The sequence below is a fragment of the Corynebacterium sp. HMSC05D03 genome (assembly GCF_001807205.1).
Classification (GTDB): Bacteria; Actinomycetota; Actinomycetes; order Mycobacteriales; family Mycobacteriaceae; genus Corynebacterium; species Corynebacterium aurimucosum.
In genome coordinates this window covers 19,865-43,204 of the sequence record NZ_KV788172.1, presented here as the reverse complement: position 1 = coordinate 43,204, position 23,340 = coordinate 19,865, and the positions used below count along the sequence as shown (strand labels likewise).

Below are 23,340 nucleotides of genomic sequence, written 5' to 3'. Positions count from 1 at the left end.
TGCAACGGCAGTGACAGTAAGGCCGGGTTTAAGCCCTTAAAGAACGAGACCCGCCAACCGAAAGATTAACGGGATACCCGTGGTGTGTGACAACAAGTCGACCGTGCGATGCCCCACCGCAGCGAAACACTTTCAAGCTAGTTCTCGAAAGCAATCGACCTGAAGCAGGGGCGGCCGAGAACTTTACTGCCCGCTATCCCGGCTATCCACACCGCCTGCGGATGACAAATGCGCGCTCGCGGGCTGTGCAGCCGGCGGATGGATGGGAGGTGCGGCGCTAAAAGCTAGGCATCCACCGGCGGGCCTCCCGGAGTCAGCTCAAGGATGCCCGCACCCACAAGATAGGTTGCTAGATCATTCAAATCAGCTTCCTCCCCGTTGTCGTCATAACCATCCATGACGTACTCAATGACCGCGTCGCCATCCTCGAGAACTTCCGCAATCACGTACTCCTCTGCCTCACCAAAGGCGGCAATCTGAGAACCGCGGGCCGAAGTGAAGTCCTCAACGGAATCGCTCAGCCCAACGCTTTCTGTATCGCGAATCGCGTCCGCGTTCTCTGTGTACTGAGCCACGAACTCCCTGTCCGGGCCATAGATACAAGAGATCGTCGGAACCCACTGCACGTCCAAGCCCAGATAGTCCGACTGCCCAAAGAAAGACGTGTCCTCATAGCACTCGTCCGAAAGCCCAATAAGCGGTTCGGGCACCGGAGCAGATACCTCGGAGGCTCGGATCCTGTCGACATCATCAGCGTCGTATGTACTATTCCAATACGCGTCATCAGAAGCCGCGACGTCTCGTGGTGCTTCGTCGAAGTCGGCTGCGACATCCTTGAAGAAGGAAACCGCAGCAAAGATTGCGACGGCTGCGATAATAGCGAGTACAAGGATTACTGCCAGTACAATCCACAGCACCTTCTTCGAGCTCGACTTCTTTTCCGGCGGCTGCGGCATTGCCGGTCCGCTGGCGTTAGGCCCTTGATTCTGATTGTTAAATCCAGGTGCTGCTTGGTTGTGCGCTGGGTGGCCTTGCTGTGGGTTCTGTCCAAATCCACCGGGCGGTTGTTGCGGGTTAGCGAAAGGGTTCGTCATGCCGATCAATCTAACAGAGAACCACGTCACAATATTGTGAAAAATGCAGGATGCGAGGCCCGTTCCCCGTCATAGCTTTTCGATCTGACGGTGCAGCGCATTAGACTGCCATCCGATGAGTACTTTCGCCGATCTCGGCCTCCCCCGCGATGTTGTCCGTGTTCTAGATAAGCAGGGCATCACGACCCCCTTCCCTATCCAAGAAGCCGCGATCCCCGACACCCTCTCCGGCAAGGACGTCCTCGGCCGCGGCCCCACCGGTTCGGGGAAAACCTTTACGTTCGGTCTTCCTATGTTGTCCCGGCTGGCAAAATCTGGTGTTTCCCGCCCCGCGCACCCACGTGGGCTCGTTCTGGCACCAACACGCGAGTTGGCAACCCAGATCCAGCAGCGCCTGGAAGAACCAGCAGCTGCCCTCGGCCTGCGTGTGCTTGCGGTAGTCGGAGGCGTCAACATCAACAACCACATTCGCTCACTCGCGCGCCCGGTCGACCTGCTCGTTGCCACACCGGGGCGAGCACAGGATCTGATCGACCAGGGCAAGCTCTTCTTCGACCACGTCGCCATCACTGCCCTCGACGAGGCCGACCAGATGGCGGACATGGGGTTTCTCCCCCAAGTGCGCAAACTACTTAAGCTCACCCCACCAGACGGCCAACGCCTACTCTTCTCCGCCACCCTCGACGGTGAAGTCAACAAGCTGGTCCAGCAGTTCATGCACGAGCCCGTAACTCACTCCACCGCGCCTGTCGAGGCCGCCGTGGACACGATGGAGCACCACCTGATATACATCGGCACGCGTGAGGCGCGCAACGACGTCGTCCTGCGCCTAGGTGCACGCAAAGGCAAGACCATCATGTTCATGCGCACTAAGCACGGCGTCGACAGGCAGGCCAAAAAACTCCGCAGAGTCGGTATCAATGCGCTGCCCCTCCACGGCGATAAGGGCCAGGGCTCACGGACAAAGGCTATAGAGGGCTTCGCCGACGGCAGCGTTCCTGTGCTCGTCGCCACCGACATCGCCGCGCGGGGAATCGACATCGCGGACGTTTCCCTCGTCGTCCACGTTGACCCGCCCGCGGAACACAAGGCCTACCTGCACCGTTCCGGCCGCACGGCGCGCGGTGGAGATTCAGGCACCGTTGTCACGCTCGTCACTGATGAACAGCGCGACGAGGTGGCTAAACTCATCGCGAAAGCTGGGGTCAAACACACCGACCTCGACATCAGCGACCGCGCCAACCCCGCCAGCAGTCCTGAGCTTGCCCAGATGACCGGTGCACGCAAGCCAAAGGGCGAACCGCTCGGCCCACCACACCAGCAACCATCTAAGAAGCAGGCATCGCGTCAGCGGGCGGGCAGCCAAGGCCAGCGCCACCGTAACTCGCGCCGCCGACGGGGCAACGCAGGTCAACGATGATTCTGCAGACCACAGACTGGCAAGCTCGAATGCGCAAGCATGAGGAATCAGCAGATGAGTTCCTCAAGCGCTTTCGGCACCCTGGTTCCTACCACCCTGTCTACGACTTTCTCTTCGAGTACTACCCTGTTCGCCCTTCGCATCTGCGGCGTTGGCACCCAGGGGTAGGCATCACCCTGGCAGGGGATGCTCCACACAGCGACTGGCGCTACTACCACCGCACTGCTGAGGGAATTGCGGTAGACACCGAGGCCTTCCTCGAGCGCCGCGGCGGTACCGTGCGCTACATCCTTGACCTACTGGAAAAGACCACACGCAACCCCACCCAATTTGATTGTTTTGGGCTGCATGAATGGGCCATGGTCTACCGCACCGATTCTCCACGCCATGACCTGCCGTTGCGGTTAGGGGCGGAGGGGACGAATGAGGTCGTCGACAAGCACCGCATCAAGTGCACCCATTACGATGCCTTCCGTTTCTTTACGGAGCCCGCGCGTCCGCTCAATCTCACGGTGCTGAGCCGCGAAGACCAGCCGGAAAACGACCAAGCAGGGTGCGTCCATGTGAGCATGGATCTCTATAAGTGGGCGTGGAAATTGGGGCCTCTGGTGCCGGGTGAGTTGTTTCTTGACACCTTCCGTCTGGCCGTCGCCGCACGCAGACTCGATATGGAGGCCTCTCCCTACGATTGTCGCGAATGGGGTTTTGGTGTCGTTCCTATCGAAACGCCCGAGGGAAAGTCGGAGTACGTGCGACGCCAACGCGCGCTTGCCGACGCCTCCGAGCCACTCCGCGCGCGGCTTGTCTCCCAAATTAGAGCAGCGCTGAGCGCTACAATGAGAGACCATTGATGTGACCCATCGGGACGCATTGCGCGGCCCCGAGACCTCAGCGCGGAAGGAAAAAGATGGCTCGGCACTCGGATGGAAAAAATAACTACGCATTTGCACCGTGGGTCATCATCGTGGCCGTCCTGGCGGTGTTGGCGCTGGCCATCGGCGGTTTCTTCCTTTTCCGAGAGGGAGATTCCTCAAAATCTGAAACAGAGGCTGCGGACACAACCGCTGCGACTTCCACTGAGGAAGCCCCCACCAGCACTGCGGCCAAGACTCCGGAATCCGCCACGTCTTCGGAATCAGAGCAGCCTTCTTCGGCCGCGCCCAGCTCGGAAGACAAGGCCCCTGAAGATGTCGCGCCAAATACGCTGTTCCTGCTCGATACATCCGACAGCCTTGCGCCGTACTTCGATGCTGTCACTCAGGGCGTGGCGGAGGCGGCAACGGCGGTCGGCGCGAAGGGAAGCCAAGTGGCTCTCTGGAACTATTCCTCCCCCATTTCCGCAACAGCCATCGTGGGCTTCCGTCAAAATGTTGCTTACGGCGACGCCGAGAACGTCGCCTTTGCCGTGGGGCAGTTCGGCACCGGCGGTGTACCACAAACACGCAGCGCCGTCGTTGCGGCACTCGATAACGCCACGGATCAAACAGCTGGTAGTGGCGAAAACACTCGCGTCGTGCTGATTACCACTGGGACCCAACAGGATATGGATGACGCAAGCTTTGCGGAGGCAGCCAAGAACGCTCGCGGTGAAGGCGTTAGTTTGAGTGTGGTCCATATCGGTGATGGCGAAAAGGACACAGAGTTGGAAAAACTCGCAGACGATTATTCCACTGTCTCGAATCCTTCCAATGCACAAGAAAGCATCGCGAGCGCCGCTGGGGCGTAATAATTTAGGTACGCACCTGGAGGATGCGCGGCCTTGCTTGAAGCGACGGTGTGCGGGCACGTAAAACCGTCATGTGGGTGCAGGGCTGCAGAGAAGAAAAGCCGCCGCATCCTCAACAGCACTGACGTGAGCTGCAGTGCGCAGGAGGAGGAGCGGCGGCGGCTTCCTGTGGTAGGCGTTTTAGGAGGTCTTGCGCTTGCGGCGAGCGGCCAGCTCGTCGAGGCCAATGACAACGTCGATGTCTTCTTCCTCTACAACACGCTCGGCTGGGAAGGAAGTAATGGTACCAGAGAGTTCCTTGAGAATACCCGGCACAGCGATGCCGAACACGCCTTGGCCGCCGGCCAGCAGGTCGATAACTTCGTCGTTAGACCGGCACTCGTAGACCGTGGTGCCGTCCGACACCAAGGTGAGCTCAGCAAGATCGTTGACGCCGCGGTCGCGCAAAGACTCCACGGCGAGGCGGATGTTCTGGAGGGAGATTCCGGTATCCAGAAGGCGCTTGACAATCTTCAGGACCAGCACGTCTTTAAAGGAGTACAAGCGCTGGGAACCGGAACCGCGGGCAGTACGGATCGAGGGCTTAACCAAGTCGGTGCGCGCCCAGTAGTCCAGCTGGCGATAGGTGATTCCAGCTACCTGACACGCGATGGGAACGCGGTAGCCCAGCTCCTCATCAGGCCCTACATCGAAGAGAGATTCCTGAACGTAGGTGTTGGCGGCAATCTCGTCGAGCGGCAGGGCGCTGGACTCAGTACGATTATTCTTACTGCTCACGTAATTACTCCAGTGATACTTGAGGGGAGTTCTATTTTTCTATTAAAGGACACGTCAGCGACGGCGTCAAGGGTCGTCATCGGTGAACCTCTAGTAGAACTTTAGACTTTTTGATTCACTTTGTCATCATTAGTCACACGCGTGTCATTAAAAAATTTCAGTGACAGCACGAGAAAAGCGGCGCCCGTAAGGGCGCCGCTCTGTCCATCAAAGGTCGGTTTAGAACATAAGTCCGCTATTGAACCACGCGGAACCTAGGCTCCTCACAGTGAAGGAGTTAGTCCTCCCCTTCCTCTCCTCCGAGCAAGTCCTCCTCCGATATGCCAGAATCACGCATCATCTGCTCGAAGCCATCATCTTCCTGCGTTTTCTGCTGAGCAGCTCGCTCTTGAAAGTCGCGCATGCGCTTCTCTGGAAAGGTTTCCGGGGATTCCGCCTCGCGCTCTAGGTCGTAATACTCTTTAAGGTCCTCGTCGCTAATGTAGATGGCCACCTCGTCGAGCACATCCTTTTCAAAATGGATGGGTAGCCCATAGTGGTCTGCCAGGACGAGTGCATCGGACAGACGGGCATCATGCTCTTCGCCGGTTCCGTCCACAAGATCAACCATGAAAACGCCTTTGCGGTACTCGGAGACGCAGATGTGCTCGATGCCATCGAGCTGGTCCGCGAAGGCGATGAGCAGCTCGTAGGTACTTGGCCGCGCGTTGAAATGGCGCTCGAGGACTTGCAGCACGCGCGCCCCATCAATCGGTGAGACCCACACTGGCACGTGCCGGTCCGCCTCTTCCCAGTAGAAAAGAGCGCACAGATTGTTTTCGGGTCCGACGGGATGGATTCCTAAAAATTTCAGTACTTCAGTAGTCATGGGACCCACTTTTACACACTTTTCTTGCACATGGTTCTCGGGCCAGCTAGGCAGCGTAAAGATACTCGGAGTGGCACGAGAAGGCGACACGAAGCCTGGGTTAGGCCACATTCCATCGCGAGCCAGGCATCAGGTTTTAAGGCCGGAATTCGTCGCGAAGCTCGGTCTTGACCAACGTCCCGTGGAGCGATAAAACCAGGGCCGCCATCTGCTGTGACAGTTCCTCCGCCTGTTGCGGGGCGGTATCAGACTTCGAATGCGCGACCGGCGTTGCCACCTGCGAAATCATGTCCGCCTGGCGTCGGGCAGCATTGCGCAGCGATTTCAACTGCCGAGCCTCGAGCCCAAAGGACTCCAGCGCCACGGCCGCGGAGACAATGGACACGTCATCCGTGTCGAAGAAGCCCGCCGGATCCGGCTTGATCAGGCCCACCGAGACCAGTTTCGCGATGTTTTCCTGCGTTGTTCCGGCTTGGTCGGCCACGTCGGCGTCGGTAAGCCGGGTAACTACCGGCGCACGTAGCTGCTCAGCGCTGATAAGGGCCTCAGCCTGGGAGGAGACAATAGCGGTCACCTGCCCCGAGTCCATCGCATCCAGTTGTTCCCGAATGACCTTGAGCGGCGTGTAGTGATCACGCTGCGCAGTCAGAATGTAGCGCAGGCGGTCCAAGTCTTTTTGGTAATAGCGACGGTAGCCCTTTGCGGTGCGCTCCGGAGTAATCAGCCCCTCAGACTCCAAGAAGCGAATCTTCGACACCGTCACGTCCGGAAATTGCTTCTGAACGTGCTTCAGCGTTACGCCAATAGACATGGGCTTCTGCTTAGCAGGCTTGGTCTTCTTGGCCACGGAAGACGCTGCTGCGGCAGCGGCGGTGGACTTCTGCGCACTCACGATAGGACTACTACTGCTTTCTACACGGTTTCACTTGGACACAGCGGGAACGTGGGCAGGGTGCGAAATAAACCTACTCCCCTCGCACCCGTTAGTTCCTGCTAACTAGAACTGCTTTATTGAGGGGCAATAAAAACCAGGCGGAACTTACCGATCTGGATTTCATCGCCTACTTCCAGCACCTGCGCATTGCGCGGCTCACGGTTGACGTAAGTGCCGTTGAGCGATCCGACATCGACAACCTCAAATTGGCCGTCTTTGGAGCGGAACTCGGCATGGCGGCGGGACACCGTGACATCATCAAGGAAGATGTCTGCTTCTGGGTGGCGTCCGGCGGTAGTGGTCGGCTGATCCAGCAGGAAGCGTGCGCCAGCGTTGGGACCGCGCTTTACGACGAGCAGCGCCTGGCCCTCTGCCAGGTTCTCAGCGCCGGCAACGGAGGCGTCAGAACCCGCCGCGGTGCCGTTTTCCATCTCCTTGAGAAGATCAGCGCGGAAGACAGAAGTAGTCTCTGCCTGCGGTTCCGGCGTTCCGGTATTCTCGCTCATTTTTACCTCCGAAGGGTCGGATCGATGTTGACTCATTCCATATTAGCGACTCCGCTGTCCGCGCGAGTCACCTCTGGCGCATTTACATTAGCGGAAAATGTTTCCTATGCCCTTGAGCACGGAATTTCCGCCCCCAGATAGTGGGTTATCAGAGACCATATAAGTCCACGTGGCGCTCGGTCGAGACAGCCCATGATCCTCGAGGTGGGCACCCTCAGAATCAATAAGCACAGTCTTAAAAGTATCAAGAGCATCATCAACTGCCCGCTGCGCCAAGTCCTTAAATTCACGCACCGCGATGCGGTGGTATTCGTCGATGGGCGTCTCGCGGGCGATGGCGCGCAAGTGGATGGATTCACGAACGTCATCCATCAGCTCTAGGTGGTCGGCCCACGCCAAATCTAGGTGGTACAGCATAATCTCGCGGGCAGCCCGCTCACGAGCTTCCGCGGGGACGTCGCCAAGCTCGGCTGCGCGTTCGGGCGCCCGTTCAGCCAACTCCTGCCAGGCTTGATCAGTGTCGAGCAACTTGGCACGGCGCTCATCGATAATGATGCGTTGGTCCGCGAGCAGCTGGTTGTACTTCCAGGTTTGCGCGTGAATCTCCAGCAGTTGCCCTTCCGTCACGCGTTGGCAGTGTGCAATGAAGTCCCGGACGCGCTTGGAATCGATGAGCCCATCGGCATCGGGGCGCGCGGACAAGGATTCATCTTCCCCGCCCTGTTTGACCACGTCATCCTCCAAGGAAACGAAAAAGAGCGACATGCCCGGATCTCCTTGGCGGCCTGCACGCCCGCGCAACTGGTTATCCAAACGGGAGGAGCGGTGCCGCGAGGTGCCGAGCACTGCCAAACCGCCCTTTTCAACAACGGCTTCACGGTCAGACTCATCCGCGCCGCCCAGCTTGATATCGGTGCCGCGGCCCGCCATCTGGGTAGACACAGTCACTCGCCCCACGTCGCCTGCTTCCGCAACGATGCGCGCCTCGTCCTCATCATTTTTTGCGTTGAGGACGTTGACCGTAATCCCCTGTTCACGCAGGGCTTCGGCGAGGTCTTCTGATTCAGCAACATCGTGGGTACCCACGAGTACCGGCTGGCCAGTGCTATTGATTGCCACGATTTCATTGACGATGGCACGGGATTTTTCATCCACGGAGGCATAAATGCGGTCAGGTTCGTCGAAGCGCTGCAGTTCCTTGTTACGGTCGATGACCGAGACGTGCAGGTCATAGAACTGACGCAGTTGGTCTGTTGCCTCCACTGCGGTTCCGGTCATGCCGCACACTAGCGGATAGCGCCGCATGAGCTCCTGGAGCGTAATGGTGTCGAGGATGCGCCCTCCTTCTGACACCTCTAGGCCTTCCTTGGCCTCCACCGCGGCCTGGAGGCCATCCGGCCAGCGCTGCAGTTCCGCTACGCGGCCGCGGGAGGCGTCGATAAGCTGCAGTTTTCCGTCCGTGATGATGTAGTGAATATCGCGGATAAGCAATGCCTTAGCGTGCAGCGCTAAGTTAACTTTGACCAGCACGGAGCCGATGTTCTCCTCCGAGTAGAGCGAGTCGAGTCCCAATTCGTGCTCCACACGCGCCGCGCCCTCGTCGGTGAGCGCTACCGTGCGCCCATCCTCCGCAATAACGTAGTCCTGCTCCTCTCGCAGCCGGGAAACCACGTTGGTGATGTGGCCCGTAGATTCCTCACCGGGGCGATTTCCGGCGAGGACGAGGGGGACGAGGGCTTCGTCGACAAGCACAGAATCCGCTTCATCCACCAACGCCACATCCGCGCGCGCTTGCACCGTTTGCTGGCGGGACGTGATCTGGTTATCCCGTAGCACATCGAAACCGAGCTCATTGACTGGTGCATAGATGATGTCGGATATGTAAGCCGCGCGGCGTTCTTCCGGGCCGAGCTTCTCCGTTACCGGGGCCACCGTGAGTCCAAAGAACTCCACGAGCGGGCGCATCCATTCAGCGTCGCGCGCTGCTAGATAATTGTTCACTGTCACCAGGTGCACGCGCTTGCCGGTCAGCGCAAAACCCGTCGCGGCCATGGCTCCCACCAGCGTCTTTCCCTCACCAGTGGCCATCTGGATAACGTCGCCTTCAAGAAGACGCAGCACAGCTTGGGACTGGACAGTAAAGGGACGCATGCCAAGCTTGCGTTCGCTGGCCACGGCTAGGGCTGCGAGGAAGCGGGATTTATCCGCGATCTTGCCGTCCTTCACGCACTCCCGTGCGGTGGCGGCAACCTCTGCATCCGACAGGTTCGCGATATCCTCTACCGCGGAATCTGCGGCCGTCACAACGGCTTTCGACTTCTTGTTGTTGCGTTCGGACTGCGCGCCCATTGCCTTCCAGAACCAATCGAATGCGCCCATGAGCACTCCTCCATCCTTGTGCGTCATACAGGTCTTCTATCGACTCTAGTCAACCCCGGTTCGCAGGCGTGCGTTCGCCCTTATATCCTTATGGTCATGCAATCCGTGAACGTGTCGCTCCCCTCCAGCACCGGTACCACGATGGCCGGAACCATCGACTTTCCTGACTCCCCTCCGCAAGCCTTCGCCATCTTCGCGCACTGCTTTGCCGGCTCGCGCCATACCCCGGGCGCTGCCCGCGTGAGCAAACAGCTGACTAACTTTGGCATCGCTACCCTGCGCTTTGATTTTCCTGGCCTAGGCCAATCCGAAGGAAATTTTGCGGACACATGTTTCAGCCAGAATGTTGCCGATATCCAGGCCGCCGCTGACTGGCTAGCACAGAACTATTCCGCACCGCAGCTACTCATGGGCCATTCACTGGGCGGGGCTGCCGCTCTGGCCGCGGCCAACAACATTCGCTCCCTCAAGGCCGTGGCCACCATCGGCGCCCCCTTCGATCCTGCACACTCCGTGCTGCACTACGCCGACAAGATCGGCGAGGTCGACGCCAACGGTGAAGTCGAGGTCACCCTTGGTGGCCGGGCGCTGACCATTTCGCGTCTCTTCCTCGAAGACCTTGCTGAGACCAACCCGGAGGACTATCTTCCGCGTCTGCGCAAGCCCCTCATGGTGCTGCATTCCCCCATTGATCAAACGGTGGGCATTGATAACGCGCAAAATATTTTCCGGACCACGCGTTATCCCAAGTCCCTCGTCGCCTTGGATAAGGCCGATCACCTGGTGACTAAGCAGGGCGCGGCAGCCCGTGCCGCCGACCTCATCGGGGCGTGGGCGGAGCAGTTCATTGTTCCGGAGAGCATTCCCACCCCAGTTGCTGAGGACTCAGCGCTTGCAATCCCGGCAGTTGGAACCAGGATGGGCGTCGTCGTGCGCCACAATGACCGATCGGTGAGCGCTGACCGCACGAAAAAGAACGGCGGCAAAGGCCAAGGTTTCACCGCGGAAGGCCTTCTTATGTCCGCTGTGGCTGCGGCAAGCACTCAGGCCATCAAAGAAGCGGGCAAGGCGCAGAAAATCGACGCGAAGGTACTCGAAGCGGTATCTGTAAGGGTTAGCCAAGAATCCGAATCTCGTTTCACACGTATGGTGACGCTTCCTGCTTCTCTGAGTGCCGATCAACAACGCGCGCTTGCCGACGCCGCCGCTTCCACCACCATCGACTCCCTCCTCGCTGTGGACATCGCCACCGCCGTGGCAACCACTGCAGAATAAGCCGCCCATGGTTGTTCTTAACCCACTTGATCCTGCCGCCCGCTGCCCCTGCGGTACCGGCCTAAGCTTCGGCGAGTGCTGCTCGCGCTACCATACCGGCACACCCGCCCCCCTCAGCGGAGGCCCTGATGCGCTCGCGTTTCAGCGCTTTCGTCACCGGCGACGAGGATTATTTGCTGCGCACCTGGGACCCCGAAACCCGCCCGGAGCGCCTCGACCTCGCCGAAACCGGCATTCGCTTTTATCGCCTCGACATTATCGACACCGTCGCGGGCGGCCCCTTGGACCAGACCGGCATCGTTGAATTCGAGGCTTTCTATAAGGGAGCTGCCAAGGGCTCTCAACGGGAGCGCTCCTCTTTTCGCCGCCAAGGCGGGCAGTGGGTCTGTTCCACCGGAGAGTTTTAGAGCCTTTAAAACAGAGGTTGAGCTGGGATTTGTCGAAGCGAATACCGCTGGTGTAATCTGTAGCAGTTGCACGAAATAGTGCGACGGCGGACTATGGCGCAGTTTGGTAGCGCACTACACTGGGGGTGTAGGGGTCGCAGGTTCAAATCCTGTTAGTCCGACAGTATTACGGCTGGTCAGAGCGATTCTGGCCAGCCTTTTCTCACGTTTTCCTTTCCCATCCTGAGGTGGACTAGCCGGCTAGTCCACCGTAACTCAGAACTTCAAAGTGCCTAATGTGTCGTCGCCAAGCAGCGCTGCCCCTATGTTTCTCCCCCTCATGGGCTAAAGAGCGTTTCTAACTAGGGCTATAACCTGGGTTGAGGCACTATTACAATTCATGGAATTGTTGTTGACCTACCTCGCTGTGGTGTTTGGTTGCGGCCTCATCGCGTGGGCAGTGCGCCTGCCTCCACTTATTGGATTTCTCGCCGCTGGCTTTGCGCTCAACGCCGGCGGAGTCGAGCATGTCGAAGCATTAAATCTATTCGCGGACATTGGCGTTACTCTCATGCTTTTCGCAATCGGGTTACGCCTCGATCTCAGGGCCTTAACTGATAAAGCTGTGTGGCTGACAGCCAGCGCACATGTACTCGTGATGACTCTGCTCGGAGCGGGCTTCATTACAGCACTCGGGGCTCTTGGTGTATTTGGGCCTACGAGCTTTTCGGTAGCTGTCAACATCGCCCTGGTACTGAGCTTCTCAAGCACCATCGTGGTCTTAAAAATCCTGCAGGACCGCGGCGATGAACAAGCCCTGTACGGAAATATCTGTATTGGCGTACTCATTATGCAGGACATCATCGCTGTTGCCTTCATGAGCATTCTCCGCGGGGAGCCGCCCAGCTTGACTGCCCTCTTGCTTGTACTCATCGTGCCGCTACTGGCATTGACAACGCGCCGCTGGTACAAGCTCGGCCACGGTGAGCTGGGCGCACTATTCGGCATCGTGATGGCCCTTCTGCCTGGTTATGCTCTTTTCGAATGGGTCGGACTCTCGGGCAGTCTGGGTGCTCTCATCATGGGCGTGGTTCTCTCTCGCTCCCCTGGGGCGGAACAACTCAGCCATTCACTGTTCACACTCAAAGAATTGCTGCTGGTTGGCTTCTTCGTCAACATCGGCTTCCTGGGCCTCCCGACGTGGCAGCACCTCCTTGACGCCAGCCTGCTCCTAATGCTTTTGCCTGTCCAGGGAATCGCCTACTGGGCCATCCTGTGGACACTAGGGCTGCGCAACCGTACTTCCGTCCTCGCGTCTTTGCTCCTGGCCAATTATTCCGAATTCGCGTTAATCATTGCTGCCCTCGGGGTGGAAGACGGCTGGCTGAATCAGCGCTGGCTACTTTCATTGGTTCTCGCAGTGTCCTTGAGCTTCGTCATCTCCGCCATTTTCAACCCACAGAGCGTCTCGCGGGCCACGCACGTGGCCAAACGCTTACCTACGCGCCCACCGCACAAGATTCACCCGGAAGATCGTCCGATCGAGCTGGGGGATGCCCATGCTTTGGTCCTTGGGGTCGGCCGCCTAGGACTTTCCTGTTACAAGGAGCTCACAGAGGTCTATGGCGCGAAAGTCTTAGGCGTGGAGCATGATCCAGCCCGGGTGCGCCACCTCCAAGAGCGCGGCTTCAATGTCGTGGAAGGCGATGCCACCGATGTCGACTTCTGGGAGCGTGTCAAGGACAGTCACCACATTGACATGATCATGCTTGCTATGCCCGCCCAGCACGCGAACGTCGACGCAGTCAAGGAGATCTTCGCCTCCGATATCAACCCCGAGGAATGCACCATTAGCTCGGTGGCAATGTACCGCGAGGACGTAGAAGACCTCGAGGAACTCGGGCTTAACGTCGTGGTGCATCTGCAGGACGGTGCAGGCGAATCACTGGCCGAACGGACCTTCACCGAAAACCAGATGCGGCGCCTGCGCCTGGCTGGTGAGCTCTAGGTCTACGACGGCATCGGAGCGGCGCCTTCCCACCCCGGCGGGCTTTCTCCTCCTCCGGCCACACAAATGCACCTAGAAACTACGCATATCTCACCCGCCACAAAGTAACTTCACACGGAAGAACTAAGAAGAAAAATCTCCGCTTCCCCTTAAGGAAGTGGAGATTAGCCGTGATAAGCGTTGCGGCCAACTAGGAACGCTGCACCGTCACGAGAGTGAAACTAGTTTGCCATACCGCTAAGGCTTCGCATGATACCGCCAAATTCGATATCCATATACTGCGTGAGGACTTCAAAAATGAAGTCCGAGTCATAACCACGCAATGGACCCTTTGTGCTCAACATGGAAAGACCATGAGCACCCGCCCATACCGAAATAACTAGGGTGAAAAGCACCCACGGGGTGCGTGGTCCATCAACCTCATCGATAACCTCGCGCACAAGAGACATAATGAAGCCAAAAGCTCGTCCAAACTCGCTAAAGTCGCGCTCGAGCTCGACCGCTTTGTTTGCATTCGGGAGGAAATTATCTTCGAATGACATGGGGACGATTGGCCCAGATGCAATCTTGATCAGCGTATCGAAACCTTGTGGGTCATACAGGGCATGTGAGACATACCCATAACCTGTGGCCTTAATCTTGGATACGGCACTAGCATCTTCAGGCAATGCAGCCACCTGACGGTAAATGAACTCATAGTTGATCTTGTCCAGATAGCGCTCAAGATAGTTAGCTAGTTCCTTATCACTTTCAAACAGGTGTTCAGCCTCTTGAACGCTGAGGCCTGCTCGATTCGCAGCTCCGCCGATGTACAGTCCGGTTACACCACGATCAAGAATCTCCTCGACAGCACCCCGAAGCAGCGCTGAACGCTGCTCTTCTTCTGTCGTGCGTGGAAGATCCTTAGCCTTTGTCAAAAGCGCTTCCGGCTGCTCCCCCACCAATCCATAAGGAATGGTGCGTTCAATTCGCTCACCCCTAAAAAATGGGTAAAGACCAACGCTGAGAGTATCCATAACAGCACTAAACGTCTGCTTCTTGGCTGCTGGCGAAAGGTAACGCAAGATTCCTTCAGCAGCGAGCTGCGTTACGCCGTGCAAATGCGAGAAGATAGACAACGCTGAAAGCAGAGTCCCCTTTGCATCGACCTCTCGGCCGCCAGATTCCCTTATAGCGTCTTCAGTCAGCTCAAAAAGCATCCGCATTATAGGGCACGTCTCGGCGCGCCCGCCTCGGTCACCAAAATCTTCCGCCTTCAGCCCCACCTGCGGCGTTGCGTGGACCGCAGTAAATGCTGCGAAGGCGGAAGGATCCTCAACCGCAAAAGAGAAATACGACAGAGCTGTGGCCCGGAGCTTGTCCACTGCAGTTGCGTTTTCAGGTAAGCGTTCTAGATGTAAATCAACTACTGAGGTCAATGCTTCATTGAGCGAATGCTTAGTAGCTTCAACAAGCTCAGCCTCAGATGCAAACAGTGCCCGTGCTTCCCCAAAAGGCACATCGACTTGATCTGCAACCTCCCGCAGGCGGACTTCATCAATACCCGCCTTGGCAATGACCCGGCCGGCTTGCTCAATAAGTAGCTGCCGAGAGGGGCGGTTACCGTGTTCCACATCTACTGAAGTAATCACGGTCATTAGCCTACCCAGGAATAGGTCAATTCTAATTCCATAAACGCAAGATAGGAAACTTTATAGAATATTCTCAGTTTCCTTCCTGGCCGCATCAGTCCGCAACTGAACCAAAACAGGTTGAACTATACATTAGTGTAAAACTTATACAGTCCTGCCCACTTTGTGGACAGGACTTTTTAGACTACTGGGCATGCCCTAGTCGCCCCAGGCTACCATGCCGGAGAGGCGGCTAGTCTTTACTTCTGCTCATCGCCCTCGGGAGCCTCAGCACCCTGGTTGCCGATACGTTCATCAAGCTGGTCACGCACAGAGTCAATCTTATCTGCCTTGTCCTCGCCCAGCTTTCCCTTAGCCAAGTCTGCACCCTTGTCCAGTGCGCTATCCGAAATCTGCTCACCCTTATCGGTGTTCAGCGCATCCTTTGCCTTGTCAAAAATACCCATTTCTACAGTCCTTCCTTTGCTTTACTGTTTCTAACAGTGCTGGCTTCCAACACCCGAAGGCACCTACACCAGAGCCGTGTTCACTATTACGTGAAGCCTCCTTAGACTCCCCACGCAACGAACAGATGCTCTACGGTCGCTGCCTTCGGCGTGCGCGCCGACACACCCCCACCGTACCGACGCCCTGAGTTCTTCGCCACAGCGTTTATAAATTAACGCTGTCAACAGCGCATGGCAGTTTTGGAAAACTAGATTCTAAGAGTTTTAAGTATCTCTATAATGCCCCACCCCCACCATCTACCCCTTTTCGTTCAACAACTTGGTACGTGCCATCACCCTCTCATTTGTGAACGCCTGTACTCTAAGACACAATCCTTTTGTGCTCTTTTCCCTCTTTGCCGCGGGAAACGAGTAAAGGGCCCGATGTTCAACGCCCCCCTTGGTCCTTAATCTCTATAACCAACACACTAATCGCCACGATGTCTTCGTCTCATTCCTCCCCTGATTGCCTTCCTGCCACGCGCCCTCGCGTCACCGCACCATCCCCCGTAGAGCGCGCTTCCACCGATGTGGGGTCGGTTTTTGGGCTTGTATGGCCGGGCAAGGAACAAGCTGCTGCGCTGGCCAAAGAAGACTCTGTGAGCAAGCGAAAGCTCATCAGCGGCCGGGGTTCTTCCCCTAACAGTGTTAGCGTGGCAGATAATCTAGCTGCACTGAATGACTTTATTGAGCGGGGTATGCGCGCGGACATCATCTACATCGATCCGCCGTACAACACTGGTAAAGACTTTGTCTATCGTGACAACTTCCGACAGCGCCGCGATATGCGCTCAGAGCATTTTGGGCAGTGGCATGCAGAATGGCTTTCCATGATGCTGCCGCGCTTAATCCTGGCGCGTGAGGTGCTTGCTGACGCAGGCTTCATCCTCGTGTCAATCGGCGAATCAGAATCGGCCCATCTACGCCTCCTTCTGAATGAAGTTTTTGGTGAAGATTGCTTTGCTGGCCAACTCATTTGGAAGAAGGGCGGGACTGGCAAGAATGACTCGAAGTATGCCGTACTAGAACATGAATACATCTTGTGTTACGCCAAGTCCCCAGCAAATCCTGGGTTCAATGTGGATGTAGAGGCGCAGACCTCGACCCGCTACAACCACAGTGACGAGAAGGGCAACTACTCCTTAGTCCGATTGGACTCTAAAACTTTGGGCTACCTACCCAGTCTGGACTTCCCCATCGTCGCCCCCGACGGCCGCGAGTACTGGCCCCATCAACCAGAAGGAAAATCAAAGGTAGCTCGCTGGCGATGGGGCAAGGACAAGGTTGCTGAACACTACGAAGAATTGGTGTTCAGGCGTGGTTTTGTCTACACCAAAAACTATGAAAAGAAGGGTGCACGACCTCGTTCCATCCTGGATGGGCAGCGATTCGGAGTCACACGCACAGGCCGTCGCGATGCCGAAGAAGCTCTCGGCATCACAGGTGTCTTCGACTTCCCTAAACCCGTACGGCTTCTCAAGCACCTCATTGCCATCGCCGGTGGGCCAGACGCGGTAGTCCTTGATTTTTTCGCTGGCTCGGGGACAACCGCTCAAGCCGTCGTCGAGCTCAACCGCGAGGACGGTGGCCATCGCTCTTTCCATTTGGTGCAGATTCCCGCCCCCACAGAGGCCTCCAGTGCGGCGCGCCAAGCAGGCTTCGACACGGTTGCAGATATCTGTCTCGCACGAGTTCGCTCACTCGATGTGCCCTTTGACCACTTCACCCTGGACTAGCAAAACCGCGCAGTAACGCCCCCTAGGCCACGCCGTGCTCTTCGGTGCCTTCTGGGCGCCCGGGGATGCCAAAGAAATCCAGTACTGCATCGGTGGCGAATCCTTGTCCGACTTCGATTTTCGTGTCATTGTTTCCGCCCGGCCATACGTGAGATCCGCCTTCGATGCGGATGTGCTGTAGCGGTGCTTCACAGGCAGTCCAGGTCTCTCTAGTGGCACCGTTTGTCAGGCGCACGGAATCGACGTCCCCTCGACAGTCATTGCGCCGCTGATCCTGCCCGAGCACCTCTGCTACTGAAGAATAGGCAGTATCGTGGCGCACTCCGCCTTCGTAATTAACTACGGGATCTTTTGTACCGTGGATATCCAAACGGCCGACAGGTTTATCCAAACAATTGGTATGGATTCCTTCGTAATATGCCGCCGAAACTGTCGCTACAGATCGAAAGGTGCCCGGCATCCGGCAGGCCAGGAAGGCTGCGAACCCCCCGCCGTTGGACAGACCTGCGGCATAGATGGCGTTATCGTCCACCTCGTAAGTAGAACGCAGACTATCCACGAGAGAGCGAACGAATTCTAGGTCTTCTTCAGCGCTAGTAGCAGCGTAGGGGGCTGGCGCCCACGCGGCCTTCTCCCCCGCTGGGTAGGCAACGATGGCGTGAGCGGCATTGAATTGGGTGTACTGCTCCATATTCTCCGGAGAATCTGTATACCCGTGGAAAGATAGCAGCACCGGCCAGGAACGCTCAGGCGTGTAGTTTTCAGGCACATGGAGAAGGAAGCTCCGACCAGAGGCCAACCGAACTTTCTTCGTGTGTCCAGGCTCCGGGCCGACCAGCATAGGAGCTAGTGGGATACCGAGATCATTTGTCCACTCTGCTGGGGAGGTTGACGTAGGTGCTTCCTCTTCAGGCGAGCTGCACGACGCCAACGCCATGACAGTTGCCGCGACGGCGACAGACCCAGCGAGCGCACGCAACCGGCGCAGCCGCGTTGCGGAATCTTCGCCCATCATTCCCCTCGCCACATTCATTATCGGAAAATATCCTCGTCCACCTTAAAACATCCCACCAACATCCACGAACCTGCAGCACCACGGTAAGTTTGAGGGCATCATGAGCTCTTTGCCTTCCGACCCATCCGATTCCTTGGGCGTACCCTCTCCGCACCCACTACCCGAGCATTACCCCAGCTACCGGCACGCATCCGGAAAAGAATCTCCTAACTTCGGCACTGCTCAACAGCGGGTGCATTCTGCCCGAGCTTTCCAACAAGGAGCCGACGTCTACCACGATGCTCGTCCTGGATATCCGCCGGAAGTATCGCAACTTATTTCCTCTGCACACACCGTCCTCGACGTTGGGGCAGGAACCGGCAAACTGACCGAGTCACTGCACAATCCTGTCGTCTACGCCAGCGATCCTTCCCCTGATATGGCACGAGTATTGGTACGCCTGGGGATTCCCTGCTGGCGCGCCACCGCTGAGAACACAGCTGCGGATACCGCCTCCCTCGACGCCATCACCTGTGCTCAAACCTGGCACTGGGTCGATGTCGATCGAGCTTGTGCGGAATTTGACCGAGTGCTCCGCCCAGGGGGAAAAGTGCTTTTGGTGTGGAATACTCTAGACGTTCACGCTGACCCATGGATCCTCCGGCTCTCCCGCATCATGCATTCAGGTGATATCCACCGTCCCGGTTTCTATCCCGCTTTGAGCGATCCGTGGACGCTCCGTGAGGAGCTTCGCTTAACGTGGGAACACGAGCTGTGCCCCGAAGATCTGCATGCACTCATGCATACTCGCTCATACTGGCTTCGCAATGGAGCGAAAATCCATGAACGCATGACGCACAACCTCAACTGGTACCTCTACGAGCACATGGGGTTTAGCCCCGGACAAGCGCTGAGCATCCCGTACCGTACGGATGCATTCTTGTTGGGCCGCCATGGCGAGTAGTTCCGCCATGGCCAGGAGCGGGCCTTCGGCAGCCATGACAACTGTCATCACCGATTGGTGACACCTCTTCTACGCTGCAAATACTTCACAGCCATAGCGTGAAGATATGAGCACAACACCTACACTCCCGCCGGCCGTAGATGTCAGGGGCGTCGGCAAAGTCTTCAACGCATCCTCCCGAGAACCTGTTCCAGCGCTTCACGATGTCTCCCTCACCATTCAACGGGGTGAAATCGTCGGTTTGCTGGGTACGAATGGCGCTGGCAAGACCACGCTCATTGACCTCATCCTTGGGCTCACGAGTCCAACTTCAGGGACAATTAACGTGCTCGGCACCTCGCCAAAGGAAGCAGCGAAGACTGGACGCATCGGCGCGGTCATGCAATCCGGCGGCTTACTCCCAGATATCACGGTGAAGGAAACCCTCGAGCTCCTTGGCGCGGCTTTCCCATCCCACCGCCCATTAAAGGACATTATTGAGCGCGCGAACTTAGGCGATATTCTCTCGCGCCGGGTGGGGAAATGCTCCGGCGGCGAGCAACAGCGTGTGCGGTTCGGCTTAGCGCTGTTGGGGGATCCGGAGCTGTTGCTTCTCGACGAACCCACGGCCGGCATGGATGCCGCGGCTCGGCGTCACTTCTGGGAGGCCATGCACCACGAGGCTGAATCCGGCCGGACCATCGTCCTTACTACTCATTACCTTGAGGAAGCAGATTCTTTTGCCCAGCGCATCGTCATGCTCAACAAGGGCGAGGTTCAAGCCGACGGCTCCACGGAGGAGATCCGCAAATCTAACTCCACCCGGATTATTCGCGCCACCTTTCCCGATGGGCTGCCTAATTCCCTCTTGAGTGCTGATCTTCCGGGAGTTGTCCGCCTAGAACGCACCAAAACTGGCCTCACCATCACTACACGGGACTCTGACGCTGTGGCCCGCTTCCTGCTCACTAAAACTGCAGCTCGCGATATCACCATCGCTGGCCATAGCTTGGAGGATTCCTTCTTGGAGCTTTCCAACGCATCCCCGACTACCGCCAATCTTTAAGGAGACAACCACCATGAGCACACGCATGGCATCACCCAACCTTGCCGCCACGCTACGGTACGCCGGTCACGACCTCAAGCGATTGCGCCGCGACCTACCAACGCTCTTCTTTAGTATTGGGCTACCGATCATCTTCTACATTCTCTTCGGCGCGATGCAAGAATATGGCGACGTTGAGTTCAACGGCGGAAACGTTGCTGCCATGGTCATGATCGGCATGGCGCTCTATGCCGGTGCCACAGGTGCTGTAGGCGCTGCTGGCTCAATGATCGCAGAGAACCGCGCGGGGTGGGGCCGGCAATTGGCTCTTACTCCCCTGCAGCCTGTCCAGCTGGGAATCGCTCACTTCCTCAACATTGCGGTTCGAGCTATCTTGCCTATCGCCGCCGTTTTCATCACTGGGGCGCTGACCAAAGCCAACATGCAGCTGGAACAGTGGGTGCTGGCTTTTCTTGCTACCGTAGCCTGCGCCATCCCCTTCGGCTTCTACGGCATGGCTTGGGCCATGCTCATTCCATCGGAAAACAGTGTGTCCATTGCTTCCTCTAGCATAGTCATCCTCGCCTTTGCCGGAAACGTCTTCATGCCGCTCAAGGAAAACCTTCTTGACGTAGGACGCTTCTCCCCCATGTACGGCGCACAAGCTCTTGCTCGTTGGCCGCTGTCTGAAGGAGCTCAAATGATCAATGGCCATCAGCTTTTTATCAAAGATCCTCTCTGGTACGCATGGGTTAGTATCGCGGTATGGACAGTGGTTTTCGTCGGGACGTGCTTACTTCTTCGCAGCCGCGACAAAGACCGAGCATGATGCACAGCTTCAAGGCCCGCGATGCCGCCTTCGCCGCAGTCTGGCTGATATTTCTCCTTCCTGTACTGCTGCAAATCCTCTTCCAACCCACTACTTCTGCAGGACGGCGTTTCTGGGCAGTGGCAATCACCGTCGTCTTCTGCGTGGCCTATTCTCTTGCTTTCGGAACGTTGCACTCCTACCCACAGGAGTGGTCCTACCAGCGTCGCGTAGCTACGTGGTGGCTCATCCTCGCACTGCTAGCGCTTTTAGCTATTCCATCTCACGGTGTCTGGGCTGTGGTCTTCGCGCCCTACCTTGGGGCCTTAGTGTCCTTCACACAACCGCTCAAAACAGCGTCCACCATCATTGCCCTGACCGGTGCCGTAGTTGGTATCCCTCTTTGGTTTTACGCGGAGCAGCGCTTTATCGATTTCGCACTCATCCTCTTCGGGTGGCCGCTGCTCATCTTGACGCTGGGCACTTTGTCCCAGCGCGATGACACTGAAACCGCCTTGCGCCACGACTTGGATTTAGCTCAACAACGTGAAGACATCGCCGCAGATATTCACGATCTCCTCGGTCATACCCTCACGGCTATTAATCTCAAGTCAGAAGTAGCCCTCCGCCTGATCGACCATGATCCGTCGACAGCAGCCGCCGAGCTCGAGGAAATTAGCGCTCTTTCAAGGCTGTCCCTTGCAGAGATCCGCTCGACAGTTACACGGATGAAGAACCCCACTTTTGCCGGTGAGATCCAGGCGGCCCGCCGCATCTTGGACACTGCCGGAATCACAACCCACCTTCCCGATACATTTACGCAGCCCCAGTCACATGAGGATCTTTTCTCCTGGGCACTGCGGGAACTCACCACCAATGTGGTGCGGCATTCTGGTGCCACGGAGTGCTGGGTAACCCTAGACGAAAACTCCTTGCAAGTGACGGATAACGGCGGCGGCTTCACGGAGGACGCTAAGCAGGCGCTTGCCGCCGGCCTCACAGGCCTTGCTGGCCTTCGCCGCCGTGCTGACGACGCGGGCGGCGACCTCATAATCCGGCGTAGCGACGGCTTAACCTCTGTCCTCTTGACTCTTGAAAACACCACCGAGGTAAAGGAGTTTCAGCAGCCATGACAGTTTCGATCCGAGTTCTTATCGCCGAAGACCAGTCACTGGTCCGCGGAGCGCTCACTGCACTGCTCAACACCGAACCGGACATAGAAGTCGTAGCGGACTGCGCTTCCGGGACAGAGGTCGCTGCACTCGTCGCTAAGCACAGCGTTGACGTGGCTCTACTGGATATTGAAATGCCCGGCATGAACGGCATCGATGCGGCACAAACTATCGCAGATACTGGCTGCCGCAGCCTTATCGTCACCACATTCGGGCGCTCTGGTTACGTCAAGCGTGCGCTCCAGGCAGGTGTCGATGGCTTTCTGGTCAAAGACACCCCGCCCGACGAACTCGCTGATGCCATCCGCCGAGTCCATTCCGGTATGCGAGTCATCGATCCGCAGCTTGCTCAAGATATTCTCTTCTCCCCCGACAATCCTTTGAGCGAAAGAGAAGTAGAGGTCTGTCGCCTACTGCTGCGTGGGCTCGGCTCCGCCGACATCGCTTCACAGCTTCACCTCAGCGGCGGGACCGTGCGCAACCACGTCTCCGCAATTATGGCGAAGACGCGGGCAGCAAATCGCTTCGAAGCTGCACGGCGAGCCGAAGCTAATGGCTGGATTTAGGAGGGACTTAGAGCAGGATCTGCGCGAGCACAGAACCGACTACGCAGGAGGTAACGACAGAGATGGCGCCGGGGATGATGAACGAGTGGTTGATGACGAATTTGCCGATGTGTGTCGTACCGGTTCGGTCGAAGCCAATGCAGGCCAAATCGGAGGGGTACGTCGGCAGAATGAAGTAGCCGTAAGCAGCACCGTAGAAGCCCACGATGACCGCTGGGTCAATGCCTAGCTGGAGCCCGATGGGAGCAATAGCTACGAGTGCCGCAGCCTGGGAATTGACCAGCTTAGACACGATAACCAAGACGACAGCGTAGGCCCATGGAGCGGCTTCGACGACGCTGCCAAGGTTGGATTCCAGGGCATCGATGTGGGCTTGGAAGAAGGTGTCTGCCATCCAGGCCACGCCGAATACTGAGAACACTGCGGTCATACCAGCTTTAAAGACAGGAGTTGAGGCGATCTTCGCCGGTTCCACCTTGCAGCTCAGCAAAATGATGGCGCCGGCCACCAGCATATTCATCTGGATGACCAGGTTCATTGGGTATAATGCCAGCGTAACGGCCATACTGTTAAGAGAGCCGCACCGC

20 protein-coding genes, 1 tRNA gene and 2 pseudogenes are annotated in these 23,340 nt (G+C 57.4%); 13 read left to right on the top strand and 10 right to left on the bottom strand.

Features of this window, described 5'->3' with window-relative positions:
- Positions 1–284 precede the first annotated feature (284 nt).
- The gene (locus HMPREF3147_RS04755) at positions 285–1,094 is read right to left on the bottom strand and encodes a hypothetical protein (protein ID WP_246815727.1); all 810 of its coding nucleotides are present in this window, start codon (positions 1,092–1,094) and stop codon (positions 285–287) included.
- A gap of 115 nt (positions 1,095–1,209) precedes the next feature.
- Here HMPREF3147_RS04755 and HMPREF3147_RS04750 point away from each other — a divergent pair, with 115 nt between their 5' ends.
- Genes HMPREF3147_RS04750 through HMPREF3147_RS04740 form a run of 3 tightly spaced genes read left to right on the top strand, consistent with a single transcriptional unit; the run spans position 1,210 to position 4,240 of the window.
- Positions 1,210–2,514 carry a DEAD/DEAH box helicase gene (locus HMPREF3147_RS04750; RefSeq protein ID WP_070445159.1) on the top strand — a complete coding sequence of 435 codons (1,305 nt, stop codon included), beginning with the start codon at positions 1,210–1,212 and terminating at the stop codon, positions 2,512–2,514.
- Positions 2,511–3,365 (top strand): 3-methyladenine DNA glycosylase, encoded by an 855-nt coding sequence (locus HMPREF3147_RS04745; protein ID WP_070445156.1) that lies wholly within the window; start codon positions 2,511–2,513, stop codon positions 3,363–3,365. Before HMPREF3147_RS04750 ends, HMPREF3147_RS04745 begins: the two co-directional genes overlap by 4 nt.
- Before the next feature lie 56 nt (positions 3,366–3,421).
- On the top strand, positions 3,422–4,240 hold the full coding sequence (locus tag HMPREF3147_RS04740; protein ID WP_070445153.1) for a vWA domain-containing protein: 819 nt from the start codon (positions 3,422–3,424) through the stop codon (positions 4,238–4,240).
- Positions 4,241–4,420: 180 nt separating this feature from the next.
- Here HMPREF3147_RS04740 and HMPREF3147_RS04735 read toward each other — a convergent pair whose 3' ends face one another.
- The 5 genes from HMPREF3147_RS04735 to secA2 all read right to left on the bottom strand — a co-directional run bounded on the left by HMPREF3147_RS04735 (position 4,421) and on the right by secA2 (position 9,704).
- On the bottom strand, positions 4,421–4,981 hold the full coding sequence (locus tag HMPREF3147_RS04735) for a MerR family transcriptional regulator (RefSeq protein WP_168160900.1): 561 nt from the start codon (positions 4,979–4,981) through the stop codon (positions 4,421–4,423).
- A gap of 313 nt (positions 4,982–5,294) precedes the next feature.
- Complete coding sequence (locus tag HMPREF3147_RS04730) at positions 5,295–5,885, bottom strand: bifunctional nuclease domain-containing protein (protein WP_070445145.1); 591 nt, start codon at positions 5,883–5,885, stop codon at positions 5,295–5,297.
- A gap of 136 nt (positions 5,886–6,021) precedes the next feature.
- On the bottom strand, positions 6,022–6,777 hold the full coding sequence (locus HMPREF3147_RS04725) for a transcriptional regulator FtsR (protein ID WP_010186535.1): 756 nt from the start codon (positions 6,775–6,777) through the stop codon (positions 6,022–6,024).
- A gap of 116 nt (positions 6,778–6,893) precedes the next feature.
- On the bottom strand, positions 6,894–7,325 hold the full coding sequence (gene odhI / locus HMPREF3147_RS04720; RefSeq protein ID WP_070445142.1) for an oxoglutarate dehydrogenase inhibitor Odhl: 432 nt from the start codon (positions 7,323–7,325) through the stop codon (positions 6,894–6,896).
- Positions 7,326–7,412: 87 nt separating this feature from the next.
- Entirely contained in the window at positions 7,413–9,704 is a 2,292-nt protein-coding gene (gene secA2 / locus HMPREF3147_RS04715) for an accessory Sec system translocase SecA2 (protein WP_070445174.1), read from the bottom strand.
- Between the two features lie 96 nt (positions 9,705–9,800).
- On the opposite strand from secA2, the gene HMPREF3147_RS04710 reads away from it, so the two are divergent.
- The 4 genes and pseudogenes from HMPREF3147_RS04710 to HMPREF3147_RS04695 all read left to right on the top strand — a co-directional run bounded on the left by HMPREF3147_RS04710 (position 9,801) and on the right by HMPREF3147_RS04695 (position 13,373).
- A complete protein-coding gene (locus tag HMPREF3147_RS04710) occupies positions 9,801–10,979 on the top strand; it encodes a bifunctional alpha/beta hydrolase/OsmC family protein (protein ID WP_210384568.1) in 1,179 nt (392 codons plus the stop codon).
- Between the two features lie 7 nt (positions 10,980–10,986).
- Positions 10,987–11,386, top strand: a pseudogene (locus HMPREF3147_RS04705) (YchJ family protein).
- 87 nt (positions 11,387–11,473) lie between these two features.
- Positions 11,474–11,547, top strand: a tRNA-Pro gene (locus HMPREF3147_RS04700).
- 218 nt (positions 11,548–11,765) lie between these two features.
- On the top strand, positions 11,766–13,373 hold the full coding sequence (locus HMPREF3147_RS04695; protein ID WP_070445130.1) for a cation:proton antiporter family protein: 1,608 nt from the start codon (positions 11,766–11,768) through the stop codon (positions 13,371–13,373).
- A 221-nt stretch (positions 13,374–13,594) separates the two neighbouring features.
- On the opposite strand, the gene HMPREF3147_RS04690 is transcribed toward HMPREF3147_RS04695, so the two are convergent.
- Both HMPREF3147_RS04690 and HMPREF3147_RS04685 read right to left on the bottom strand, forming a co-directional pair.
- On the bottom strand, positions 13,595–15,010 hold the full coding sequence (locus HMPREF3147_RS04690; protein ID WP_246815726.1) for a TetR/AcrR family transcriptional regulator: 1,416 nt from the start codon (positions 15,008–15,010) through the stop codon (positions 13,595–13,597).
- A 233-nt stretch (positions 15,011–15,243) separates the two neighbouring features.
- Positions 15,244–15,450 (bottom strand): antitoxin, encoded by a 207-nt coding sequence (locus HMPREF3147_RS04685; protein WP_070445127.1) that lies wholly within the window; start codon positions 15,448–15,450, stop codon positions 15,244–15,246.
- Positions 15,451–16,142: 692 nt separating this feature from the next.
- On the opposite strand from HMPREF3147_RS04685, the gene HMPREF3147_RS04680 reads away from it, so the two are divergent.
- Positions 16,143–17,225 (top strand): site-specific DNA-methyltransferase, encoded by a 1,083-nt coding sequence (locus HMPREF3147_RS04680; protein ID WP_236659420.1) that lies wholly within the window; start codon positions 16,143–16,145, stop codon positions 17,223–17,225.
- 22 nt (positions 17,226–17,247) lie between these two features.
- Here the strand turns inward: HMPREF3147_RS04680 and HMPREF3147_RS04675 are convergent, their stop codons facing one another.
- Positions 17,248–18,258, bottom strand: coding sequence for a CE1 family esterase (locus tag HMPREF3147_RS04675; RefSeq protein WP_236659268.1), 1,011 nt, complete (start codon positions 18,256–18,258; stop codon positions 17,248–17,250).
- Positions 18,259–18,340: 82 nt separating this feature from the next.
- Here HMPREF3147_RS04675 and HMPREF3147_RS04670 point away from each other — a divergent pair, with 82 nt between their 5' ends.
- The 5 genes from HMPREF3147_RS04670 (at position 18,341) to HMPREF3147_RS04650 (ending at position 22,753) form a co-directional block, all read left to right on the top strand.
- Positions 18,341–19,183 carry a class I SAM-dependent methyltransferase gene (locus tag HMPREF3147_RS04670; protein WP_070445121.1) on the top strand — a complete coding sequence of 281 codons (843 nt, stop codon included), beginning with the start codon at positions 18,341–18,343 and terminating at the stop codon, positions 19,181–19,183.
- 106 nt (positions 19,184–19,289) lie between these two features.
- Positions 19,290–20,228, top strand: a complete 939-nt coding sequence (locus HMPREF3147_RS04665; protein ID WP_070445118.1) for an ABC transporter ATP-binding protein — start codon at positions 19,290–19,292, stop codon at positions 20,226–20,228.
- 13 nt (positions 20,229–20,241) lie between these two features.
- Complete coding sequence (locus HMPREF3147_RS04660) at positions 20,242–21,036, top strand: ABC transporter permease (protein ID WP_070445115.1); 795 nt, start codon at positions 20,242–20,244, stop codon at positions 21,034–21,036.
- Positions 21,033–22,148, top strand: a complete 1,116-nt coding sequence (locus HMPREF3147_RS04655; protein WP_070445112.1) for a sensor histidine kinase — start codon at positions 21,033–21,035, stop codon at positions 22,146–22,148. Before HMPREF3147_RS04660 ends, HMPREF3147_RS04655 begins: the two co-directional genes overlap by 4 nt.
- The gene (locus HMPREF3147_RS04650) at positions 22,145–22,753 is read left to right on the top strand and encodes a response regulator transcription factor (protein WP_070445109.1); all 609 of its coding nucleotides are present in this window, start codon (positions 22,145–22,147) and stop codon (positions 22,751–22,753) included. The genes HMPREF3147_RS04655 and HMPREF3147_RS04650 overlap by 4 nt, the downstream gene beginning before the upstream one ends.
- Positions 22,754–22,760: 7 nt before the next feature.
- Here HMPREF3147_RS04650 and HMPREF3147_RS04645 read toward each other — a convergent pair.
- A pseudogene (locus HMPREF3147_RS04645) lies at positions 22,761–23,291 on the bottom strand (anaerobic C4-dicarboxylate transporter family protein); the annotation flags it as partial.
- Positions 23,292–23,340 lie beyond the last annotated feature (49 nt).

Bases quoted from the DNA above. Each gene is read 5' to 3' on its own strand.
- HMPREF3147_RS04755 (WP_246815727.1), bottom strand. From the start codon at position 1,094: ATGACGAACCCTTTCGCTAACCCGCAACAACCGCCCGGTGGATTTGGA.
- HMPREF3147_RS04750 (WP_070445159.1), top strand. From the start codon at position 1,210: ATGAGTACTTTCGCCGATCTCGGCCTCCCCCGCGATGTTGTCCGTGTT.
- HMPREF3147_RS04745 (WP_070445156.1), top strand. From the start codon at position 2,511: ATGATTCTGCAGACCACAGACTGGCAAGCTCGAATGCGCAAGCATGAG.
- HMPREF3147_RS04740 (WP_070445153.1), top strand. From the start codon at position 3,422: ATGGCTCGGCACTCGGATGGAAAAAATAACTACGCATTTGCACCGTGG.
- HMPREF3147_RS04730 (WP_070445145.1), bottom strand. From the start codon at position 5,885: ATGACTACTGAAGTACTGAAATTTTTAGGAATCCATCCCGTCGGACCC.
- odhI (WP_070445142.1), bottom strand. From the start codon at position 7,325: ATGAGCGAGAATACCGGAACGCCGGAACCGCAGGCAGAGACTACTTCT.
- secA2 (WP_070445174.1), bottom strand. From the start codon at position 9,704: ATGGGCGCATTCGATTGGTTCTGGAAGGCAATGGGCGCGCAGTCCGAA.
- HMPREF3147_RS04710 (WP_210384568.1), top strand. From the start codon at position 9,801: ATGCAATCCGTGAACGTGTCGCTCCCCTCCAGCACCGGTACCACGATG.
- HMPREF3147_RS04695 (WP_070445130.1), top strand. From the start codon at position 11,766: ATGGAATTGTTGTTGACCTACCTCGCTGTGGTGTTTGGTTGCGGCCTC.
- HMPREF3147_RS04690 (WP_246815726.1), bottom strand. From the start codon at position 15,010: ATGACCGTGATTACTTCAGTAGATGTGGAACACGGTAACCGCCCCTCT.
- HMPREF3147_RS04685 (WP_070445127.1), bottom strand. From the start codon at position 15,450: ATGGGTATTTTTGACAAGGCAAAGGATGCGCTGAACACCGATAAGGGT.
- HMPREF3147_RS04675 (WP_236659268.1), bottom strand. From the start codon at position 18,258: ATGAATGTGGCGAGGGGAATGATGGGCGAAGATTCCGCAACGCGGCTG.
- HMPREF3147_RS04670 (WP_070445121.1), top strand. From the start codon at position 18,341: ATGAGCTCTTTGCCTTCCGACCCATCCGATTCCTTGGGCGTACCCTCT.
- HMPREF3147_RS04665 (WP_070445118.1), top strand. From the start codon at position 19,290: ATGAGCACAACACCTACACTCCCGCCGGCCGTAGATGTCAGGGGCGTC.
- HMPREF3147_RS04660 (WP_070445115.1), top strand. From the start codon at position 20,242: ATGAGCACACGCATGGCATCACCCAACCTTGCCGCCACGCTACGGTAC.
- HMPREF3147_RS04655 (WP_070445112.1), top strand. From the start codon at position 21,033: ATGATGCACAGCTTCAAGGCCCGCGATGCCGCCTTCGCCGCAGTCTGG.
- HMPREF3147_RS04650 (WP_070445109.1), top strand. From the start codon at position 22,145: ATGACAGTTTCGATCCGAGTTCTTATCGCCGAAGACCAGTCACTGGTC.